Annotated in this window: 13 protein-coding genes; 1 reads left to right on the top strand and 12 read right to left on the bottom strand. The window is 64.3% G+C overall.

Annotation, left to right across the window (positions count from 1 at the left end; translation table 11 throughout):
- Positions 1-30: 30 nt before the first annotated feature.
- From sppA to KG088_RS00580, 3 genes are read right to left on the bottom strand one after another with little or no spacing between them, the layout of a single operon-like run.
- Positions 31-1,146 carry a signal peptide peptidase SppA gene (sppA, locus tag KG088_RS00590; protein ID WP_213823546.1) on the bottom strand — a complete coding sequence of 372 codons (1,116 nt, stop codon included), beginning with the start codon at positions 1,144-1,146 and terminating at the stop codon, positions 31-33.
- Positions 1,147-1,165: 19 nt separating this feature from the next.
- A complete protein-coding gene (locus KG088_RS00585; protein ID WP_213823545.1) occupies positions 1,166-1,822 on the bottom strand; it encodes an HAD family hydrolase in 657 nt (218 codons plus the stop codon).
- A gap of 11 nt (positions 1,823-1,833) precedes the next feature.
- A complete protein-coding gene (locus KG088_RS00580) occupies positions 1,834-2,781 on the bottom strand; it encodes an RluA family pseudouridine synthase (protein ID WP_213823544.1) in 948 nt (315 codons plus the stop codon).
- Positions 2,782-3,366: 585 nt separating this feature from the next.
- On the opposite strand from KG088_RS00580, the gene rne reads away from it, so the two are divergent.
- Positions 3,367-6,531, top strand: coding sequence for a ribonuclease E (gene rne / locus KG088_RS00575; RefSeq protein WP_213823543.1), 3,165 nt, complete (start codon positions 3,367-3,369; stop codon positions 6,529-6,531).
- A gap of 94 nt (positions 6,532-6,625) precedes the next feature.
- Here rne and murB read toward each other — a convergent pair whose 3' ends face one another.
- The 9 genes from murB to KG088_RS00530 all read right to left on the bottom strand — a co-directional run bounded on the left by murB (position 6,626) and on the right by KG088_RS00530 (position 15,430).
- Complete coding sequence (murB, locus tag KG088_RS00570; protein WP_213823542.1) at positions 6,626-7,636, bottom strand: UDP-N-acetylmuramate dehydrogenase; 1,011 nt, start codon at positions 7,634-7,636, stop codon at positions 6,626-6,628.
- Positions 7,633-8,109: a low molecular weight protein-tyrosine-phosphatase gene (locus KG088_RS00565; RefSeq protein WP_213823884.1), complete on the bottom strand. Its 477-nt coding sequence runs from the start codon at positions 8,107-8,109 to the stop codon at positions 7,633-7,635. The genes murB and KG088_RS00565 overlap by 4 nt, the downstream gene beginning before the upstream one ends.
- A gap of 44 nt (positions 8,110-8,153) precedes the next feature.
- Entirely contained in the window at positions 8,154-8,948 is a 795-nt protein-coding gene (kdsB, locus tag KG088_RS00560; RefSeq protein WP_213823541.1) for a 3-deoxy-manno-octulosonate cytidylyltransferase, read from the bottom strand.
- Positions 8,948-9,157, bottom strand: coding sequence for a Trm112 family protein (locus tag KG088_RS00555; RefSeq protein ID WP_213823540.1), 210 nt, complete (start codon positions 9,155-9,157; stop codon positions 8,948-8,950). Before KG088_RS00555 ends, kdsB begins: the two co-directional genes overlap by 1 nt.
- A 53-nt stretch (positions 9,158-9,210) precedes the next feature.
- Positions 9,211-10,185, bottom strand: coding sequence for a tetraacyldisaccharide 4'-kinase (lpxK, locus tag KG088_RS00550; protein WP_213823883.1), 975 nt, complete (start codon positions 10,183-10,185; stop codon positions 9,211-9,213).
- Positions 10,186-10,247: 62 nt separating this feature from the next.
- Positions 10,248-11,987 carry a lipid A export permease/ATP-binding protein MsbA gene (gene msbA / locus KG088_RS00545; RefSeq protein WP_213823539.1) on the bottom strand — a complete coding sequence of 580 codons (1,740 nt, stop codon included), beginning with the start codon at positions 11,985-11,987 and terminating at the stop codon, positions 10,248-10,250.
- Complete coding sequence (locus KG088_RS00540) at positions 11,984-12,406, bottom strand: ExbD/TolR family protein (protein WP_213823538.1); 423 nt, start codon at positions 12,404-12,406, stop codon at positions 11,984-11,986. The genes msbA and KG088_RS00540 overlap by 4 nt, the downstream gene beginning before the upstream one ends.
- Positions 12,403-13,101: a MotA/TolQ/ExbB proton channel family protein gene (locus KG088_RS00535; RefSeq protein WP_213823537.1), complete on the bottom strand. Its 699-nt coding sequence runs from the start codon at positions 13,099-13,101 to the stop codon at positions 12,403-12,405. The genes KG088_RS00540 and KG088_RS00535 overlap by 4 nt, the downstream gene beginning before the upstream one ends.
- 34 nt (positions 13,102-13,135) lie before the next feature.
- Positions 13,136-15,430 carry a DNA internalization-related competence protein ComEC/Rec2 gene (locus KG088_RS00530; protein ID WP_213823536.1) on the bottom strand — a complete coding sequence of 765 codons (2,295 nt, stop codon included), beginning with the start codon at positions 15,428-15,430 and terminating at the stop codon, positions 13,136-13,138.
- Positions 15,431-15,499: the final 69 nt, after the last annotated feature.

Here is a 15,499-nt window from a genome sequence, read left to right as displayed (position 1 = left end):
CAACCCACTTGATGCCCTAACGCCTAGCCTTCAGGGAAGCTGATAGCGAATTGGCGAATGGGTCGACGACGTCGCCCCCAGCCACTCGGCGGCGACTCGACCGAACTGGCGTGAAATCCGCTCGAACGGATCCAGGCTCGGCGTGTAATCGCGCAGCTCAACATCGCCCAGGCGCTGGCGAGACAGGCCATGAAGAGAACCCAGCGAATCAATCAACCCGAGATCGAGTGCCTGCTCCCCACTCCAGACAAGCCCCGAGAACAGACTGTCGTTGTCGGCGAGGCGATCGCCTCGCCCTTTGCGCACGTCGTCGATGAACTGGCGATGCGTCGTTTCCAGGACCGCTTCCCAGAACGCCTGCTGCTCCGGCGCCACCGACGAGAAGGGGTCCAGAAAGCCCTTGTTGTCTCCGGCTGCATAAAGGCGGCGCTCCACACCCAAACGCTCGATCGCCTCCTCGAAGCCGAAGCTTGAGAAGATGACCCCGATCGAACCCACCAGACTCGATGGTGCGGCGATGACCTCGTCCGCCGCCGCGGCAATGTAATAGGCACCGCTGGCCCCGATATCCTCGATCACGGCGATGATGGGCTTGTCGCCCTGCTCACGCAGACGCATCACCTCTGTATAGATACGCTGAGACTGCACCGGGCTGCCACCGGGACTATCGATATGCAGCACGACTGCCTGACTGCCTTCGGCTTCCCAGGCGCGATTGAGCCCCTCGATGACGCGCTCGGCATTGGCGGGAGAATCGCCGTCGATCACTCCTTTCACCTCGACGACGCCAAGGTGTGGACCCGTCGGCGCGGCGGCTCTCGACAGGCCAAACAGGCTATAGAAGACCGCGGCCAGGGAGGCCAGGAACAGCGCGAGGAAGACAAATCGGAAGAACAGCTTCCAGCGCCGTGTGCGACGCTGCTCGACCAGCACGCCATCGACCCAACGCCCCATCATGTGCAGCTGTTCCAGCCGCTGGCGTTCGCGCAGTACCTCGGCATCCTCTCCTTCTGAACCACCTCCCGCCGACCCGCCTCCCGCTGAGCCGCGAGGCGCCGCTTGCTTTCTACTTGCCGCCCGCTGCTGATCGGCGCTCAACTCGGGCCCATCTATCCAAGGGTCCTGGCGGTTGTCATCATCACTCATGGTCTATGCCCCGTGAATATCACTTAATATCATGCAGCCAGCCGAATAGATCAGCAGAGCTTTCGGCGGTGAAGACGGGACGGCTGGCCGCAAGCCGTGATGGTGCATGAACGCCGTAGGTCACCGCGACGCGATCCATTCCAAGCGCTCTTGCCATTTCCAGGTCGTACTCGGTATCGCCGATCATCACTGCCTCGTTGACAGGCACCTCGAGTTCGGCAAGCAGTTCCTCGAGCATGCGCGGATGCGGTTTCGACAGGGTTTCGTCGGCCGTGCGGCTGGCATGGAACCAGCGGCCGCTGCCGCTTTCCTGGAAGATCCGATCGAGGCCGCGGCGACTCTTGCCAGTGGCGACCGCCAAACGCTGATTGGTGATGGCATGCAGGCTGGCGAGCCCCTCTTCCACCCCGGGAAAGAATTGCATCGAGGTGGTGTCGCCTTCGACGAAGTGAAAGGCGTAGCGATCACGCAATCGCTCTGCGCGGACCGGGTCGATGCCGGGACATAACGTGGCAATCGCTTCAGGCAACCCCAACCCGATGATGTCACGAACCGCCTCGTCGGAAAGCGGTCCCCATTCGGCTTCAAGGGCGGCGGCCTGCATGCTGGAAACGATGCGACTTGCCGAATCCATGAGGGTGCCGTCCCAATCGAAGATCATCAGTCGATAGCGCATGGTGGCTCCAGTCAGGACGGCCGACGGGCACGCACGAGCGCCGTCGCGAGATCGTCGGGAAGCGGTGCCTTGATCTGCACCGGCCGACCACTGGTGGGTTCGGGGAAGGTCAGCGCTTCGGCGTGCAGGAAGAGACGCGACAGGCCCAGGCCCGCCGCCAGCCGAGCACCTTCGCGGTTGCCGTACTTGTCGTCACCGAGTAATGGATGGCCGGCATACTGGGCGTGGACGCGAATCTGGTGGGTGCGCCCGGTCACCGGCTCGGCCTCGATCAGGGTGAGACGGTCGAAGGTTTCGCGCACGGTAAAGCGCGTCCGCGCCATCTTGCCGGCGGCATCGACCCGCACCCGCCGCTCGCCGTTTCCGGCCTCGAAGCGTTCGAGACGGGCACTGACGAAGTCGCGCCGGGCCGGCCAGCGCCCCGCCACCAGCGCCAGGTAGCGCTTGTCCATGCGATGCTGCTTGAGCGCTTCGTTCAGGGCAAGCAGGGCCGGACGCGACTTCGCCAGTAACAGGCACCCCGAGGTGTCGCGGTCGAGTCGGTGCACCAGCTCGAGAAAATCCAGATCCTCGCGCACCTGGCGCAGGGCCTCAATCAGGCCGATCTTCACGCCGCTTCCACCGTGGACGGCGAGCCCCGACGGCTTGTTGATGACGAGCCAATCCGGCCCCTCGAGCAGCACGCTGCCCGCCAGCAGATTGTGCAGGCTGTCGCTCACCTCGCGTACCGCCTCGAGAGGCGTCAACCGCAGCGGTGGTATGCGCACCAGGTCCCCCAACGCCAAGCGAGTATCCGCCTTGACTCGCTTCTTGTTTACCCGAACTTCGCCCTTACGCACGATGCGGTAAACGAGTGCTCTTGGCGCACCCTTGAGCCGAGACAACAGGAAATTGTCGACTCGCTGACCCACCTGACCTTCGGCCACTTCTATCCACTGTACGTCGCGCCCTTCGGCCATGCCGAGTCTCCGCTGTCAAACCGGCGTAAAAGCGCATTCTACCGCACCGGGTGGCATGCTGTGTCAATTGCTGGTCAACTCCATTACTGGTATATTGCTCGCTCACTCCAATGGACCAAAAAAGTCCATTCATGCGCCCGCACGACAGACACGCAGGCCGGAGTGACAAAAGATCAGGCCGCGACGACGCTTATCCGTCCCGCCGCCCAGAAGCGAAACAACATAGCGAAACCGATACAACGCCACGCCCGGATCCCCGCCGCTCCCCCAGTCACGGAGTGGCGATAGGCCACGGGACACGTTCAACATCGTGCCGGAGGCCGGCGTTGGCGAATCGATGTATGCCAGGTGTTGGCGGTGACCGCAGGGCCGGATGGGCGACCTCCCACCGAAACATGTCCTGACTCCGCCCCGTACTCAACAAGGTCGATCGTGACACCCACCTAAACATGGCGCTGTGACGATGCGACCAGGCGCCATCAAGCCTTAGAGGCAAGGGCCGAGCACAAGCACGCAGCACCCAGAGGTTCGCCCACGTCGACGCCTTGTCGCCGCCTTCCGGCGCGCAAAGAATTGCGAGACGACATGAAACGTATGCTTATCAATGCGACCCAGCCTGAAGAGCTGCGGGTCGCCCTGGTCGACGGACAGCGCCTCTACGACCTGGATATTGAATCCGGTGCACGAGAACAGAAAAAAGCCAACATATACCGCGGCAAGATCACCCGCGTGGAGCCTTCCCTGGAAGCCGCCTTCGTCGATTTCGGCGCTGATCGCCACGGCTTTCTGCCGCTCAAGGAAATCTCCAGCGAATATTTCGTCAAGGATGTCTCCGGACGCCCCAGCATCAAGGAAGTGCTGAAGGAGGGCCAGGAAGTCATCATACAGGTGGACAAGGAAGAACGCGGCAACAAGGGAGCGGCGCTCACCACCTTCATCTCCCTGGCTGGCCGCTTCCTGGTCCTGATGCCCAACAACCCCAAGGCCGGCGGAATTTCCCGGCGGATTGAAGGTGAGGAGCGCAGTCAGCTCAAGGACGCCATGAACCAGCTGACGGTGCCCGACAAGATGGGGCTGATCGTACGCACCGCCGGCATCGGTCGCTCTCCCGAGGAACTGCAATGGGATCTCGACTACCTCACCCAGGTTTGGGAGTCTATTACCGCCGAAGCCGGCAAGCAGCCCGCCCCCTTCCTTATATATCGTGAATCCAACGTGATCATTCGCGCCATGCGCGACTACTTGCGCCAGGACATCGGCGAAGTATTGATCGACAGCGAGCAGGTTCACCAAGAAGCGCTGGCTTTTATCCGCCAAGTCATGCCCTCCTACCAGCAGAAGATCAAGCTCTACGTCGATGAAGTCCCGCTCTTCTCGCGCTTTCAGATCGAGTCCCAGATCGAGACAGCCTATGAGCGTGAGGTCAAGCTGCCCTCTGGCGGCTCCATTGTCATCGACCACACCGAAGCGCTGGTCTCCATCGATATCAACTCGGCCCGCGCCACTCGCGGCAGCGACATCGAAGAGACCGCACTGCAGACCAACCTGGAAGCGTCTGACGAGATCGCCCGACAACTCCGCCTGCGCGACATCGGCGGCCTGGTGGTGATCGATTACATCGACATGAGCCCGGCGCGCAACCAGCGTGAAGTCGAGAACCGCATGCGCGACGCCCTCAAGCTGGACCGGGCCCGCGTGCAGATCGGCAGGATCTCACGCTTCGGCCTGATGGAAATGTCGCGTCAGCGCCTGCGTCCCTCGCTCGGCGAAACCAGTGGTGTGGTCTGTCCGCGTTGTGTCGGCCAGGGCACGATTCGTGATGTACGCTCCATTTCGCTCTCGATCATGCGCCTGATCGAAGAAGAGGCGATGAAGGAGCGTAGCGCCCAGATCCGCGCCATTCTGCCGGTGCCGGTTGCCACCTACCTGCTTAACGAGAAGCGCAAGGTACTGGCCGAGATCGAACGTCGCCAGGAAGTGCGCGTGATGGTGCTGCCCAACCCCGACATGGATACGCCGCACTACGACGTACAACGACTGCGCGACGATCATATGGACGAGGAAGGCACCGCTCCGCTGTCCAGCTACGAGCTGCCCACCGACACAGAGGTCGGCAAGGAGCCAGAAGCCGCGTTCGGCAAGCCGGTGCAACGTGCCGAAGCCGCCGTCAAGACCGTGATACACCATGAACCGGCGCCTGCCTCCCTGCAGCAGCAGGAAAAAATCTCCGAGGAAAAGGAAAAGCCCTCCGAAAGAGCACCCGAGGCTCGCAGCCCCGCCGCGCTACCGACACCGATCGCTCAGGAAGGTGTATTGGGCAGGCTAGTCAAGGGACTTGCCAAGTTGTTGGGCAACGAACCAACGCCTACCGACAGCACCAAGACGACACCCGCGAACCGTAGCGGTGAGCGTCGTGGCAGCCCGGAACAGCGACAGTCGAAATCCAGCGATGAGGATCGTGGAAATCGAGGAAGCCGCGGTGGACGCCAGCGCCGCCCACGCAATGACGAGCGACGCCCTGCCGCTAGTCAGGAGAGCGATACATCGCCGGTCAAGCCCGACAGCACTGAAGCGCGTAACGATAATCGTGGTAATCGTGGTGGCCGCAACCGCAAGCGCCAGGACGATGACCGTCAACCACGCCAGCAGGAAACGGCCAAGTCACGTGAAGAAACACCGCGTCGTCAGAAGCCGAACGACAAGCCCGATGACAAACGCAACGAAAAGCCGGTAGCCGCGGAACCCGTCGACGACGGCAAGCCCAAGCGAAGCCGCAACAACCCGCGTGAGCGCAGCCGTCAGGCCGCTATCAACCCAAAGGCCGAGGCAGAACAGCAACGTCTCCAGGCCGAGGCGGCAAAAGAGGCAAGAGCGGAAGAGCCAAGCCTCGGTGAGGAGTCTTTGCCGCCGCAGGGCGAATCTGCCCCGCAAGCCGAACCCAAGGCGAAGACTGAGGGGAAAACCGGACGCTCAAGGACAGCTGCCAAGTCTGACCAGGATGGCGAGACCCAGCAAACGGGCGCCAATCTGGCCGAGCCCGAGACTGCCAGGGCAGCCGCCAAGCAGGAGGAGAAGGTTGAAGCGTCAGTTCCCAAGGCGAACGCTGAAGAGACTGGGGCCGCAGAAGCTGATACGAAAGTGGATGCACCGTCAGTGCAGCCGGATGCCCAGCCACAGCCAGCGGCGGAAAGTGATACGCCCAAGGCTACCGGGACCGAGCCCGTCTCGGCTGAGGAGCCCCAGGAAACCGAGGCTAGCGCACAGGCGATGACCAGCGAGGAGGCTCACGAGGCCGAGACTCCGCGAGCCCAAGCCCCTGAAGGTCAAGTTACTGAGGCCGAGCCACCGCAAGTGTCCGAGCCCGAGGCTGCCAAGGCGGACGTCGAGTCGGCCCAGTCGCCTGCGTCCACACCTGCTGAAGAGCCGACCGCTGAAGCGCTGCCCGCTGAAGAGCCATCCGCTGAAGCCGCCCGATCGGAAGCCGATGTCTCTTCGGACACGACGCCTCAAACCTCGGTAGACGAGGCAGCGGCTGAACAGGCATCGGTTGAAGAGACGTCGGCTGACGAGGCACCGGCTCAAGCAGAAAGCGCCGAATCTTCGTCTATGGCCGATGACCAGCCCGAAGGCGAGGTCGCCAAGGGAGCGGCGGTCAAGGCGTCACGTCGGCGCCGTCGCGCGCACAATGACCCGCGCGAGATTCGCCGTCGCGAGCAGGAAACCAAGGCCGGAGACGGCCATCAAGGATAATATCCTGGCCTTCTGAACGGACAACGCCCGCGGCTTACACCGCGGGCGTTGTCGTTTTATGGCTGGCTAGGGGGCGTTGGCTAGGGCGTGCTGATCAGGCCAGCCGTGGCTCACGCTCCAGCACGACGCCGAAGCGGTCTGCCACCCTGGCGGCGACAGCGTCGGCGAAGGCCAGCAGTTCGGCGGCGCTACCGCCCCCCAAGTGAACCAGCACCAGGGCCTGACGATCGTGCACCGCGAAGTGCCCCCGCCGCCAGCCCTTGAGCCCACAGCGATCAATCAGCCAGCCGGCGGCCAGCTTTACCCGCCCATCCGGCTGGGGGAAGTGTGGCACGTCGGGATTATCGGCTCGCAGGCTGCCGGCCGTTTGCGCGTCCACCAGCGGGTTCTTGAAGAAACTGCCGGCATTGCCCAGCACCGCGGGGTCGGGGAGTTTCTCCTGGCGCATCGCGCAGACGGCCTCGGCCACCGCCAGTGGCGTGGGGTTCTGGCCGACCCGGCTCACCAGGTCAGCATAGCCCAGCCGGGGTTTTGGTTTGCACGAGAGCCGCAGCACCAGTCGGGTAATGATCACTTGCCCGCCCAGCGTTCGCTTGAAGACGCTGTCGCGATAGCCAAAACCACAATCGGCGGCTGCTATTACCGTCTCATGGCCATCATCGAGATGCACGACATGGACGGACTCCAGCACCTCGGCGAGCTCGACCCCGTAGGCGCCGATGTTCTGGATGGGCCCCGCACCGCAATGACCGGGAATCAGCGCCAGATTTTCGGTGCCCCACAGGCCTCGGGTTGCCAGGGCCATCACCAGCTCGTGCCAGACGACCCCGGCATCGACATGCACGCGCACCGCATCACCCTGCGCTTCCTCCAGCCACCAGTCGTTCATGGCCGGCTGCAACACAAGACCCGAAAGACGCTCGGGAAGGATCAAGTTGCTGCCACCGCCAAGTATCGTGAGCGGCCAGGCGTGGGTACGAGCCATGCGGAGGGTCTCGCCAAGGGCCTCGACATGGCGCGGCGCGGTGAAGCGCTCGGCGACGCTCGGAAGCCCAAGGGTATTGGCACGCGAAAGGTCGTGGTCGTGGTGCAGCGTCGCGCTCAAGAGCCGCGCTCCAGCCTGGCCTCGATCTCCTCGATCAGGCCCAGGGACGCCGCCTCAACCAGATCGAGCACCGTTTCGAAGCCGTTGTCGCCACCGTAGTAGGGATCCGGCACGGCCCCATCATCCTGGCCGGCAAAGGCGAGAAACAGGCCGACATGGGCCGGACTATCGGGGGGGCGGCGCGCCTCGATGGCGGCCAGGTTGTCGTGATCCATGGCCAGCAAGTAATCGAAGCGATAGAAATCATCATCGGCGAGCTGGCGGGCGCGCAGCGCGGAAAGATCGATACCACGCCGTAACGCCGCCTCGCGCGCCCGAGCATCGGGGCTCTTGCCGACATGCCAGGGACCGACGCCACAAGATTCCACGCTAACGCGATGTCCTAGCCCCCGCGCTTCCAGCAGGTGACGAAAGACACCCTCGGCGGTGGGCGAACGACAGATATTGCCCAGGCAGACGAACAGTACGCGCATCATCGATCTCCAAGCAGGTGATCAAGGCCCCTTAGGCCATTCACTCATTCTCGTCCCGGGCCAGCTTTCACCAACGCCCTGACGCGCGCCAGGTCCTCGGCGGTATCCACGCCGGTCGGGTTGGGCACGCGGGCCAGCGCCACCTGAATGATATGACCGTAGTGAAGCGCACGCAGTTGCTCCAGCTGCTCCAGTCGCTCGATCGGCGAGGGTTGCCAGTCCCGGTACTCGGCGAGAAAGCTCGCCCGGTAGGCGTAGATACCGATATGCCGCAGCCAGGCATCGGTCTCGAGCAGCGTCGGCCGCTCCATGAAGGCATTGCGGTCCCAGGCCTCTCTATTCCAGGGAATAGGTGCGCGCGAAAAGTACAGCGCCCGACCGGAGAGCGCCCGCACCACCTTGACCACGTTGGGATTGAACACGGCCTCGACATCGACAATCGGCTCCGCCAGCGTGGCGATCGAGGCCTGGGGATCGTCGAAGAGCCTGTCGGCCACCTGATCGATCAGCACCGGCGGAATCAGCGGCTCATCACCCTGCACGTTGACCAATACGCTCTCGTCGGCAAGCCCCAGCCGCTCGGCCACTTCGGCCAGCCGATCGGTGCCCGAGGGGTGCACGTCAGCGGTCATCACCACTTCGGCGCCGTAGGGGGCCATGGCGTCGGTGATACGCGCATCGTCGGTCGCCACTACGACCCGTGCGGCGCCGCTCTGACAGGCCTGTCGCCACACGTGAGCCACCATTGGCTCGCCGGCAATCTCGGCCAGCGGCTTGCCGGGCAGTCGCGAGGAGGCGTAACGAGCCGGGATCACGACGATATACTCCCGCTGCGGCATCAGGCTTCCCCCGAGCGTCCCGGAGACGTATGCAACTTCTCATCGACATCGAGGGCACGCGCCTCCTCGGCGAGCATCACCGGGATGCCGTCGCGTATCGGGTAGGCCAGTCCGTCGAACAGGCAGTGCAATTCTTCGGCGTCCCGAAGGTACTTGAGCTTGCCCTTGCAAAGCGGGCAGACCAGCATGGCCAGCAATTCCTTGTCCATCTGTGTGTCTCCTGTTGTCGCGCGAGTCGCACGACCTGAGTGCGTTCGTTTGTTCAGTCAACCGTGGCCCTGGCGCCATCGCTGCGCGGGCGGCGCATGGCCGGATGCTCTTCAAGCCAGGCCACGAAAGACGGCTCGGGCTCGGCCTCGACGTCCAACACCCAGCTATTGCTAGGCGCCAGCCCCCGACACTTCACCGCATCCTTGGCCGTCATCACCAGCGGCTTGTCTCTTGCCATGGCAAGATCCGCCTCTCGGTAGACATGATGGTCAGCGAAGGCGTGCAGTGTCGAGGTCACGCCGAGCCGCTCGAGGGTAAGCTGAAAGCGCCAAGGGTTGCCGATACCGGCGATGGCGTTCACCGGGCCGGAGAACGGCAACGGAGTCAGCGGCAAACGCCGGCCGTCATCCAGCGACCGCCATGCCACCGGGGCCAGCGCCATCCCATAGGCCCCGTCGGGCGTGTCGACCATTGGCCCGCCATTGACCACCACGGCGCTCACCGAGTCGAGTCGCGAGAGCGGCTCGCGTAGCGGCCCCGCCGGCAGGCAGCGTGCGTTGCCGAACCCCCGCTGACCGTCCACCACGACGATTTCCATATCCCGCCCCAGCGCCAGATGCTGCAGACCGTCATCACTCAAAAGAATATCGCAGCCAGCCTCGATGAGCCCGCGCGCCCCGCGCGGACGATCCGGGTCCACGACCACCGGCACCCCGGTCTGCTCGGCGAGCATCCGCGGCTCGTCGCCACATTCGTTGACCGGTGTCTCGCTCGTGACGCGTAGCGGATAGACCCCGGAGCGACCGCCATAGCCTCGCGCCACGATCCCCGGCCGCCAGCCACGTTCGGTCAACCATCTCGCCAGCCAGGCCACCAAAGGCGACTTGCCGGTGCCCCCCAGGGTGATATTGCCAACGACGACGACCGGCACTGGCGCGTGCCAGACGGGCGTTGCGCCTGATGTATAACGCCGGGCTCGCTGCGCCACCAACCATCGATAGAGCCACTCGAGGGGACGCAGGAGCATCAGCCAGGCGTCTCCCCGATAGGCGGCCTCGAGCCAACGTGCGGCGAGCCTCGCCTTTACCGTCAAGGCGCCTCCTGGAACTGCAGACGATGCAGGGCCGCGTAAGCCCCTTCGCGCGCCAGCAGTTCGGCGTGGCTGCCCTGCTCGAGGATCCTACCCTGTTCCATCACCAGGATGCGATCGGCCCGCTCGATGGTCGAGAGGCGATGGGCGATGACCAGCGTGGTACGCCCACGGCAGACCTCCTCCAGCGCCGACTGGATGTAGCGCTCGGACTCGGTATCCAACGCCGAAGTCGCCTCGTCGAGGATCAGCAGCGGCGCATCCTTGAAGATAGCTCGTGCAATCGCCAGGCGTTGACGCTGGCCACCCGAGAGCATCACGCCATTCTCGCCGACGATGCTGCGATAGCCTTGGGGCATCTTCTCGATGAATTCGTGGGCATGGGCGGCCCTGGCCGCCGCCTCGATGGCCGCCGGGTCGGCATCCGACACGCCATAAGCGATATTGTCGGCGATACTGGTATTGAACAGGGTGACCTGCTGCGATACCAAGGCGATCTGCCGACGCAAAGGCGCCAGTTGGTAGTCCTCTATCGGCACATCATCCACCAGCAGGCGGCCGGATGTCGGGCGATAGAAACGCGGCAGCAGACCTACCAGGGTCGACTTGCCGCTGCCCGAACGCCCCACGATGGCGATCATTTCGCCCGCCGCCACCTCGAGGTCGATCCCACCCAGCACCTCGGGCTGATCCTCGCCATAGGAAAACCGCACCCCCTCGAAGGTAATCCGACCCTCGAGACGCCCCGGGTCACGACTGCCTTCGTCACGCTCCTGCTCTACCTGCAGAAGCCCGAACAGCTCCGCCGCGGCGGCGATACCCTTCTGGATCTCGCTGTTGATCTCGGTGAGCTGACGGATCGGCTTGGCCATCAGCGCAGCCGCGGTGACGAACGCCACGAACTCGCCCGGCGTCATGTCGTCCATCAGCGCCGGCGACATCGCCAACCACACCAGCAGTGCCAGCGACAGGGCCACCAGTAGTTGGATCACCGGGGTGCTGATCGCCTTGGTCAGTGCCTCTTTCATGCTCTGCTGGCGATTGTACTCGCTGGCACGCGCGAAGCGAGCCTTCTCGAATGGCTCGGCGCCATGGGTACGCACCACCCGGTAGCCGGATAGCGCCTCGGAGGCCACATGGGTGACCTCGCCCATCGATGCCTGGATGCGGCTCGATATACGACGAAAGCGCTTGCTGGCGTAGCTGACCACCGCCGCGATCAAGGGCGTGACCGCGAGGAACAGCAAGGTCAGCATCCAGTTGGTCCACAGCAGATAGCCAATCAAGCCGATCACGAACAATCCTTCACGCAACAGGATAGTCAGGGCCTTGGTGGCAGCCCCCGTGACCTGCTCGACATGGTAGGTGACCCGGGAAATCAGATGGCCACTTGAGTGGGCGTCGAAGAAGCGCCCCGGCAGGTGCAGCATGTGGTCGAAGACATTGCAACGCAGCGTATGAACCACATTGCGCGCCACGTCACTCATGAAATAGGTGCCGAGGAAGGTACCCAGGCCGCGAGCCGCGAACATGCCTACCACGAACATCGGCAGAAAGAGACGAAAGCTGGCATCGGGATTCTGGATACCATCGATCAGCCGCTTCATCATTTCCGCCAGGGCCGTGCTCGATGCGGCATAAATCACGTAGCCGAAAACCGCCAGGGCAAAGGAGCGCCAATGCGGGCGCACATAGGTCAGCAGTCGCTTGTAGAGTTGCCAGCCGGAGTCTTGAGTCACGGTATCTCCGCTCGAGTGGTTGTCGCTTCGGTGGTGGCGATGCGAACCTGACGGATGCCGAGCGTGCCAGCAAGGTCGAGGGCTCGCACCACTGCCGCATGCCGGGCCTGGCCATCCGCCTCCAGTACCAAGCCATATTCTCGAGCCTGTTCGGCCTGGTCGGCCAGCACCTCGCTCAACTCATCCTCTGTGAGCGCACGCTCGCCCACTCGATACATCCCGGTGGCGGTGATCACCAGCGTGACCGGCGAGACTTCGGCCGCCAGGCCACTGACGCTTTCCGGCAGCTCCAGCTCCAGGGCCTGGCGGGTCTCGAAGGTCGTCGAGACCATGAAGAATATCAGCAGCAGGAAGACCACATCGATCAGCGGCGTGAGATTCACCTCGACCGGATCGCGGTGCGTGCGCGGAAACCTCACGAGGGTTTCACCTTGGGGGCAATACGGCCATCGGCCTCGAGGCGCTCGCCCTCCCGGCCGGTATCGCTGGATTCGGCCAGCGCCAGACCGCCGGGGTGATGGGCGAGAAATTCCACTACCTGGCTGGCCTGCTCTTCCATGCGCACGGTAATGTCTTCTACCCGACGCTGGAAATAGCGGTGAAACATCAGCGCCGGAATTGCCACAGTCAGCCCCGCTGCCGTCGTCACGAGCGCCTGCGAGATACCAACGGCCAGATCGGCCGTGCGGCTGGCACCCTCTCCCGAGACGATCACCGAGAACACGTCGATCATACCGACGACCGTTCCCAGCAGGCCGATCAACGGCGTGATGGCAGCGATGGTTCCCAAGGGACTGAGAAAACGTTCCATATCGTGAATCACCGCCGTCGCCGCCTCCTGAAGGCGTGCCCTGACCTGCTCATGCCCCAGGCGCGCATTGCGCAAGCCGGCGGCCAGGACGCCGCCCAGCGGTGAGTGGGCCTCCAACCAGAAGAGGTTAACCTGCCCCCGAGCGACCAGTGAGCAGACCTCCTGAGCCAGCCCCAACGGGGCGATACGCCCGGCCCGCAGGGTCCAGAGACGCTCGATGATAATAATCATCGCCAGCAAGGAGCAGCCGAGCAACGGTAACATCAACCAGCCCCCGGCGATCAGGGCTTCCATCGTGTCCATAGCATCTCCCGCAGATCACCGACACCCGGTGCCTTTATCCAGACGAGTCTAACGCAAGGCAGTCCCCTCCGACACCGGCGTGCCGCCACCCGGCAGGACGCTCGACGACTATCTCGCCTGGCGCGTCTTTGCCTAGCCACAGTGTCAGCGCGCCGTCCTGGGCCGTGTTCCACAGGCAACTCTCGGCCCGCCGGAAGCGTCGCACCACCTCGCCCGCGGGATGTCCGAAAGGGTTGTCGCGCCCGGCACTGAAAACGGTATGACGGGGCGCCAGCGTCTGGACAAGCTGGGGGCCGGAGCTTGAACGGCTGCCATGGTGACCGGCGACCAGTACCGTGACCGGTGTGCGGGTCTCCAGCAATAGGGAGCGTTCCACCTCGCGGCTGACGTCACCGGTGATCAACAGGCGATTCTTACCGGCACTGACTTCCAGCACGCAGGAACGGTCGTTGCTGGTGAGCTCACGGTGATTCGCAGGCGGCCAGAGCACACGGAACGCCACACCGTCTCGCTGCCATGCATCACCGGCTCGACAGGGCAAAGAGGGCGTCCCGAACGTGTCGGCGACGGGCGACCGAAAGCGCGCCACATGGTGGCTCTCGACCAGACTCGCGACCCCACCAGCATGATCGAGATCATCATGGCTGACGATTACCTCATCGAAGCGCTGCCCGGGTGCCCACAAGGTGTCCAGAGGAGCAAAACCCGAGGAGAACCGCGGCCCGGTATCGAACAGAGCGCGGTAGCCGGCCGTGCGCAGCTCGATGAGTTGGCCCTGACCCACGTCGTGAATCCTGACCCGCACCTGCCCCGATTCGATGGGCTCCGGCACCGTGGTGAGTGGCAGCAGGGGCAACAACACGCTCCCGGCCAGGCGTAATCGCTGGCCCACGCCCGGCAAGGCCCAGAGCAGCGATATGCCACCCAACGCCAGGGCCAGCGGTACCACCTGCGACGGTTCGGGCAGCCAGAGAGGCAGCCAGGCCACCGCCTGCGTCAGCCCCCAGGCCAGCACCTCGGTCAGCCAGGCGAACAGCCACCAGCTAAGATCAGCTAACGGCGGCACCCAGGCAAAGAGCCAGCCCAGCAGTCCAAGCGGAACCATCAGGCTGCTCACCAGCGGCACAGCAATCAGGTTGACCAGGGGAGCGGCCGGCGCCAGACGCTCAAACGACAGCAATACGGCCGCCGCCATCAAGGGCGCCAGCATCAGCTGGGTTCGCAGCAGCGCCCATAGCCAATCCGATACCCCTTGAGGCTTGGCCCGTCCCTGCCAGATCAGGATCAGCAGCGACACGGCACCGAACGACAGCCATAGTCCCGGTCGCCAGACGGCCAGCGAGTCGATCAGCAACACCAGCGCCAAGGCCAGCCACCAGGCCTGCCACGGGCCCGGGGAATGGCGTCCACTCGCCACCCACAACCCCACCAGCGTCATTACCAAGGCGCGCAGGGCCGGCGGTTCGAGGCCTGCCAGCCAGGCATAGCCCAGCGCCGAGGCCCCGGCGAACCACCAGGGCCAGACGGCCAGGCGCCAACGGCCGGGAGTGATCAACCGCGCGGCACCGCGGGCAATCAACAGCGCAAAGGTCGCCATCAATCCCACATGCAGGCCGGAAATTACCATCAGGTGCGTGGTGCCGCTGGCATTCAGAAGGTCCCAGTCCTCCTGAACCAGCCTCTCGCTGGCACCCAGCGTCAGCGCCGCCAGCCAGCGGGCGCTACGCGGGCTCAGTTCCTGGGCGTCGAGATGATCAAGCGCCGCCTGGCGTAGCGAGACATCCACCGGCGCGAGTCGCTGGGGAGCCGGCTCACCGCGTACATAGCCGGTCGCCTGGATGCCCTCCCGCCATAACCAGGCCCGGTAATCGAAGGCATGGGGGTTTGCGAAGCCCGAGGGAGGCCGCAGGCTTACGGTGAAGGCCCAGCGCTCGCCGCGCTCGATTGGCGGTGCGTCATAGGCGGAGAGCCGCACCCGGCGCAGCCTCTCGCAGGAGGTCCGGGGATCGGCCAGGGGTTCACAGGCCTCGACCGCCAGCGTCAGGCGCGTCAACGGTGCCTGCTCCGGAGAAACCGACAGCACCAGCCCCTGGACGGCCAGGTCCTCGCGGGTCAGCCCGTCCGCAAGTTCCGCGCCCTTGGCGAGCAGCAGGGTAATGGCCACGCCACCCACCACCACAACGGCGACCGCAAGCACCAGCCGCCTGGCGGCTATGGCCATCAGCAGGACGACGGCCAGGCCCTCCAGCAGCCCCTGTGGGGCGAGATGGCCGAGCCATGTTCCCATTAGGGCGGCAATGGCCAGCGGAATGGCCAGTCCAAGTCGCATCCGCCTGCTCCTGAGCGCTTGTTATTCCCCGGACTTCGCGATGGCGCCATGGCGAGTCAATGGGCTTGT

This window comes from Halomonas jincaotanensis, assembly GCF_018448785.1.
GTDB classification, from domain to species: domain Bacteria; phylum Pseudomonadota; class Gammaproteobacteria; order Pseudomonadales; family Halomonadaceae; genus Halomonas; species Halomonas jincaotanensis.
This window is presented reverse-complemented; position numbering and strand designations above follow the sequence as displayed.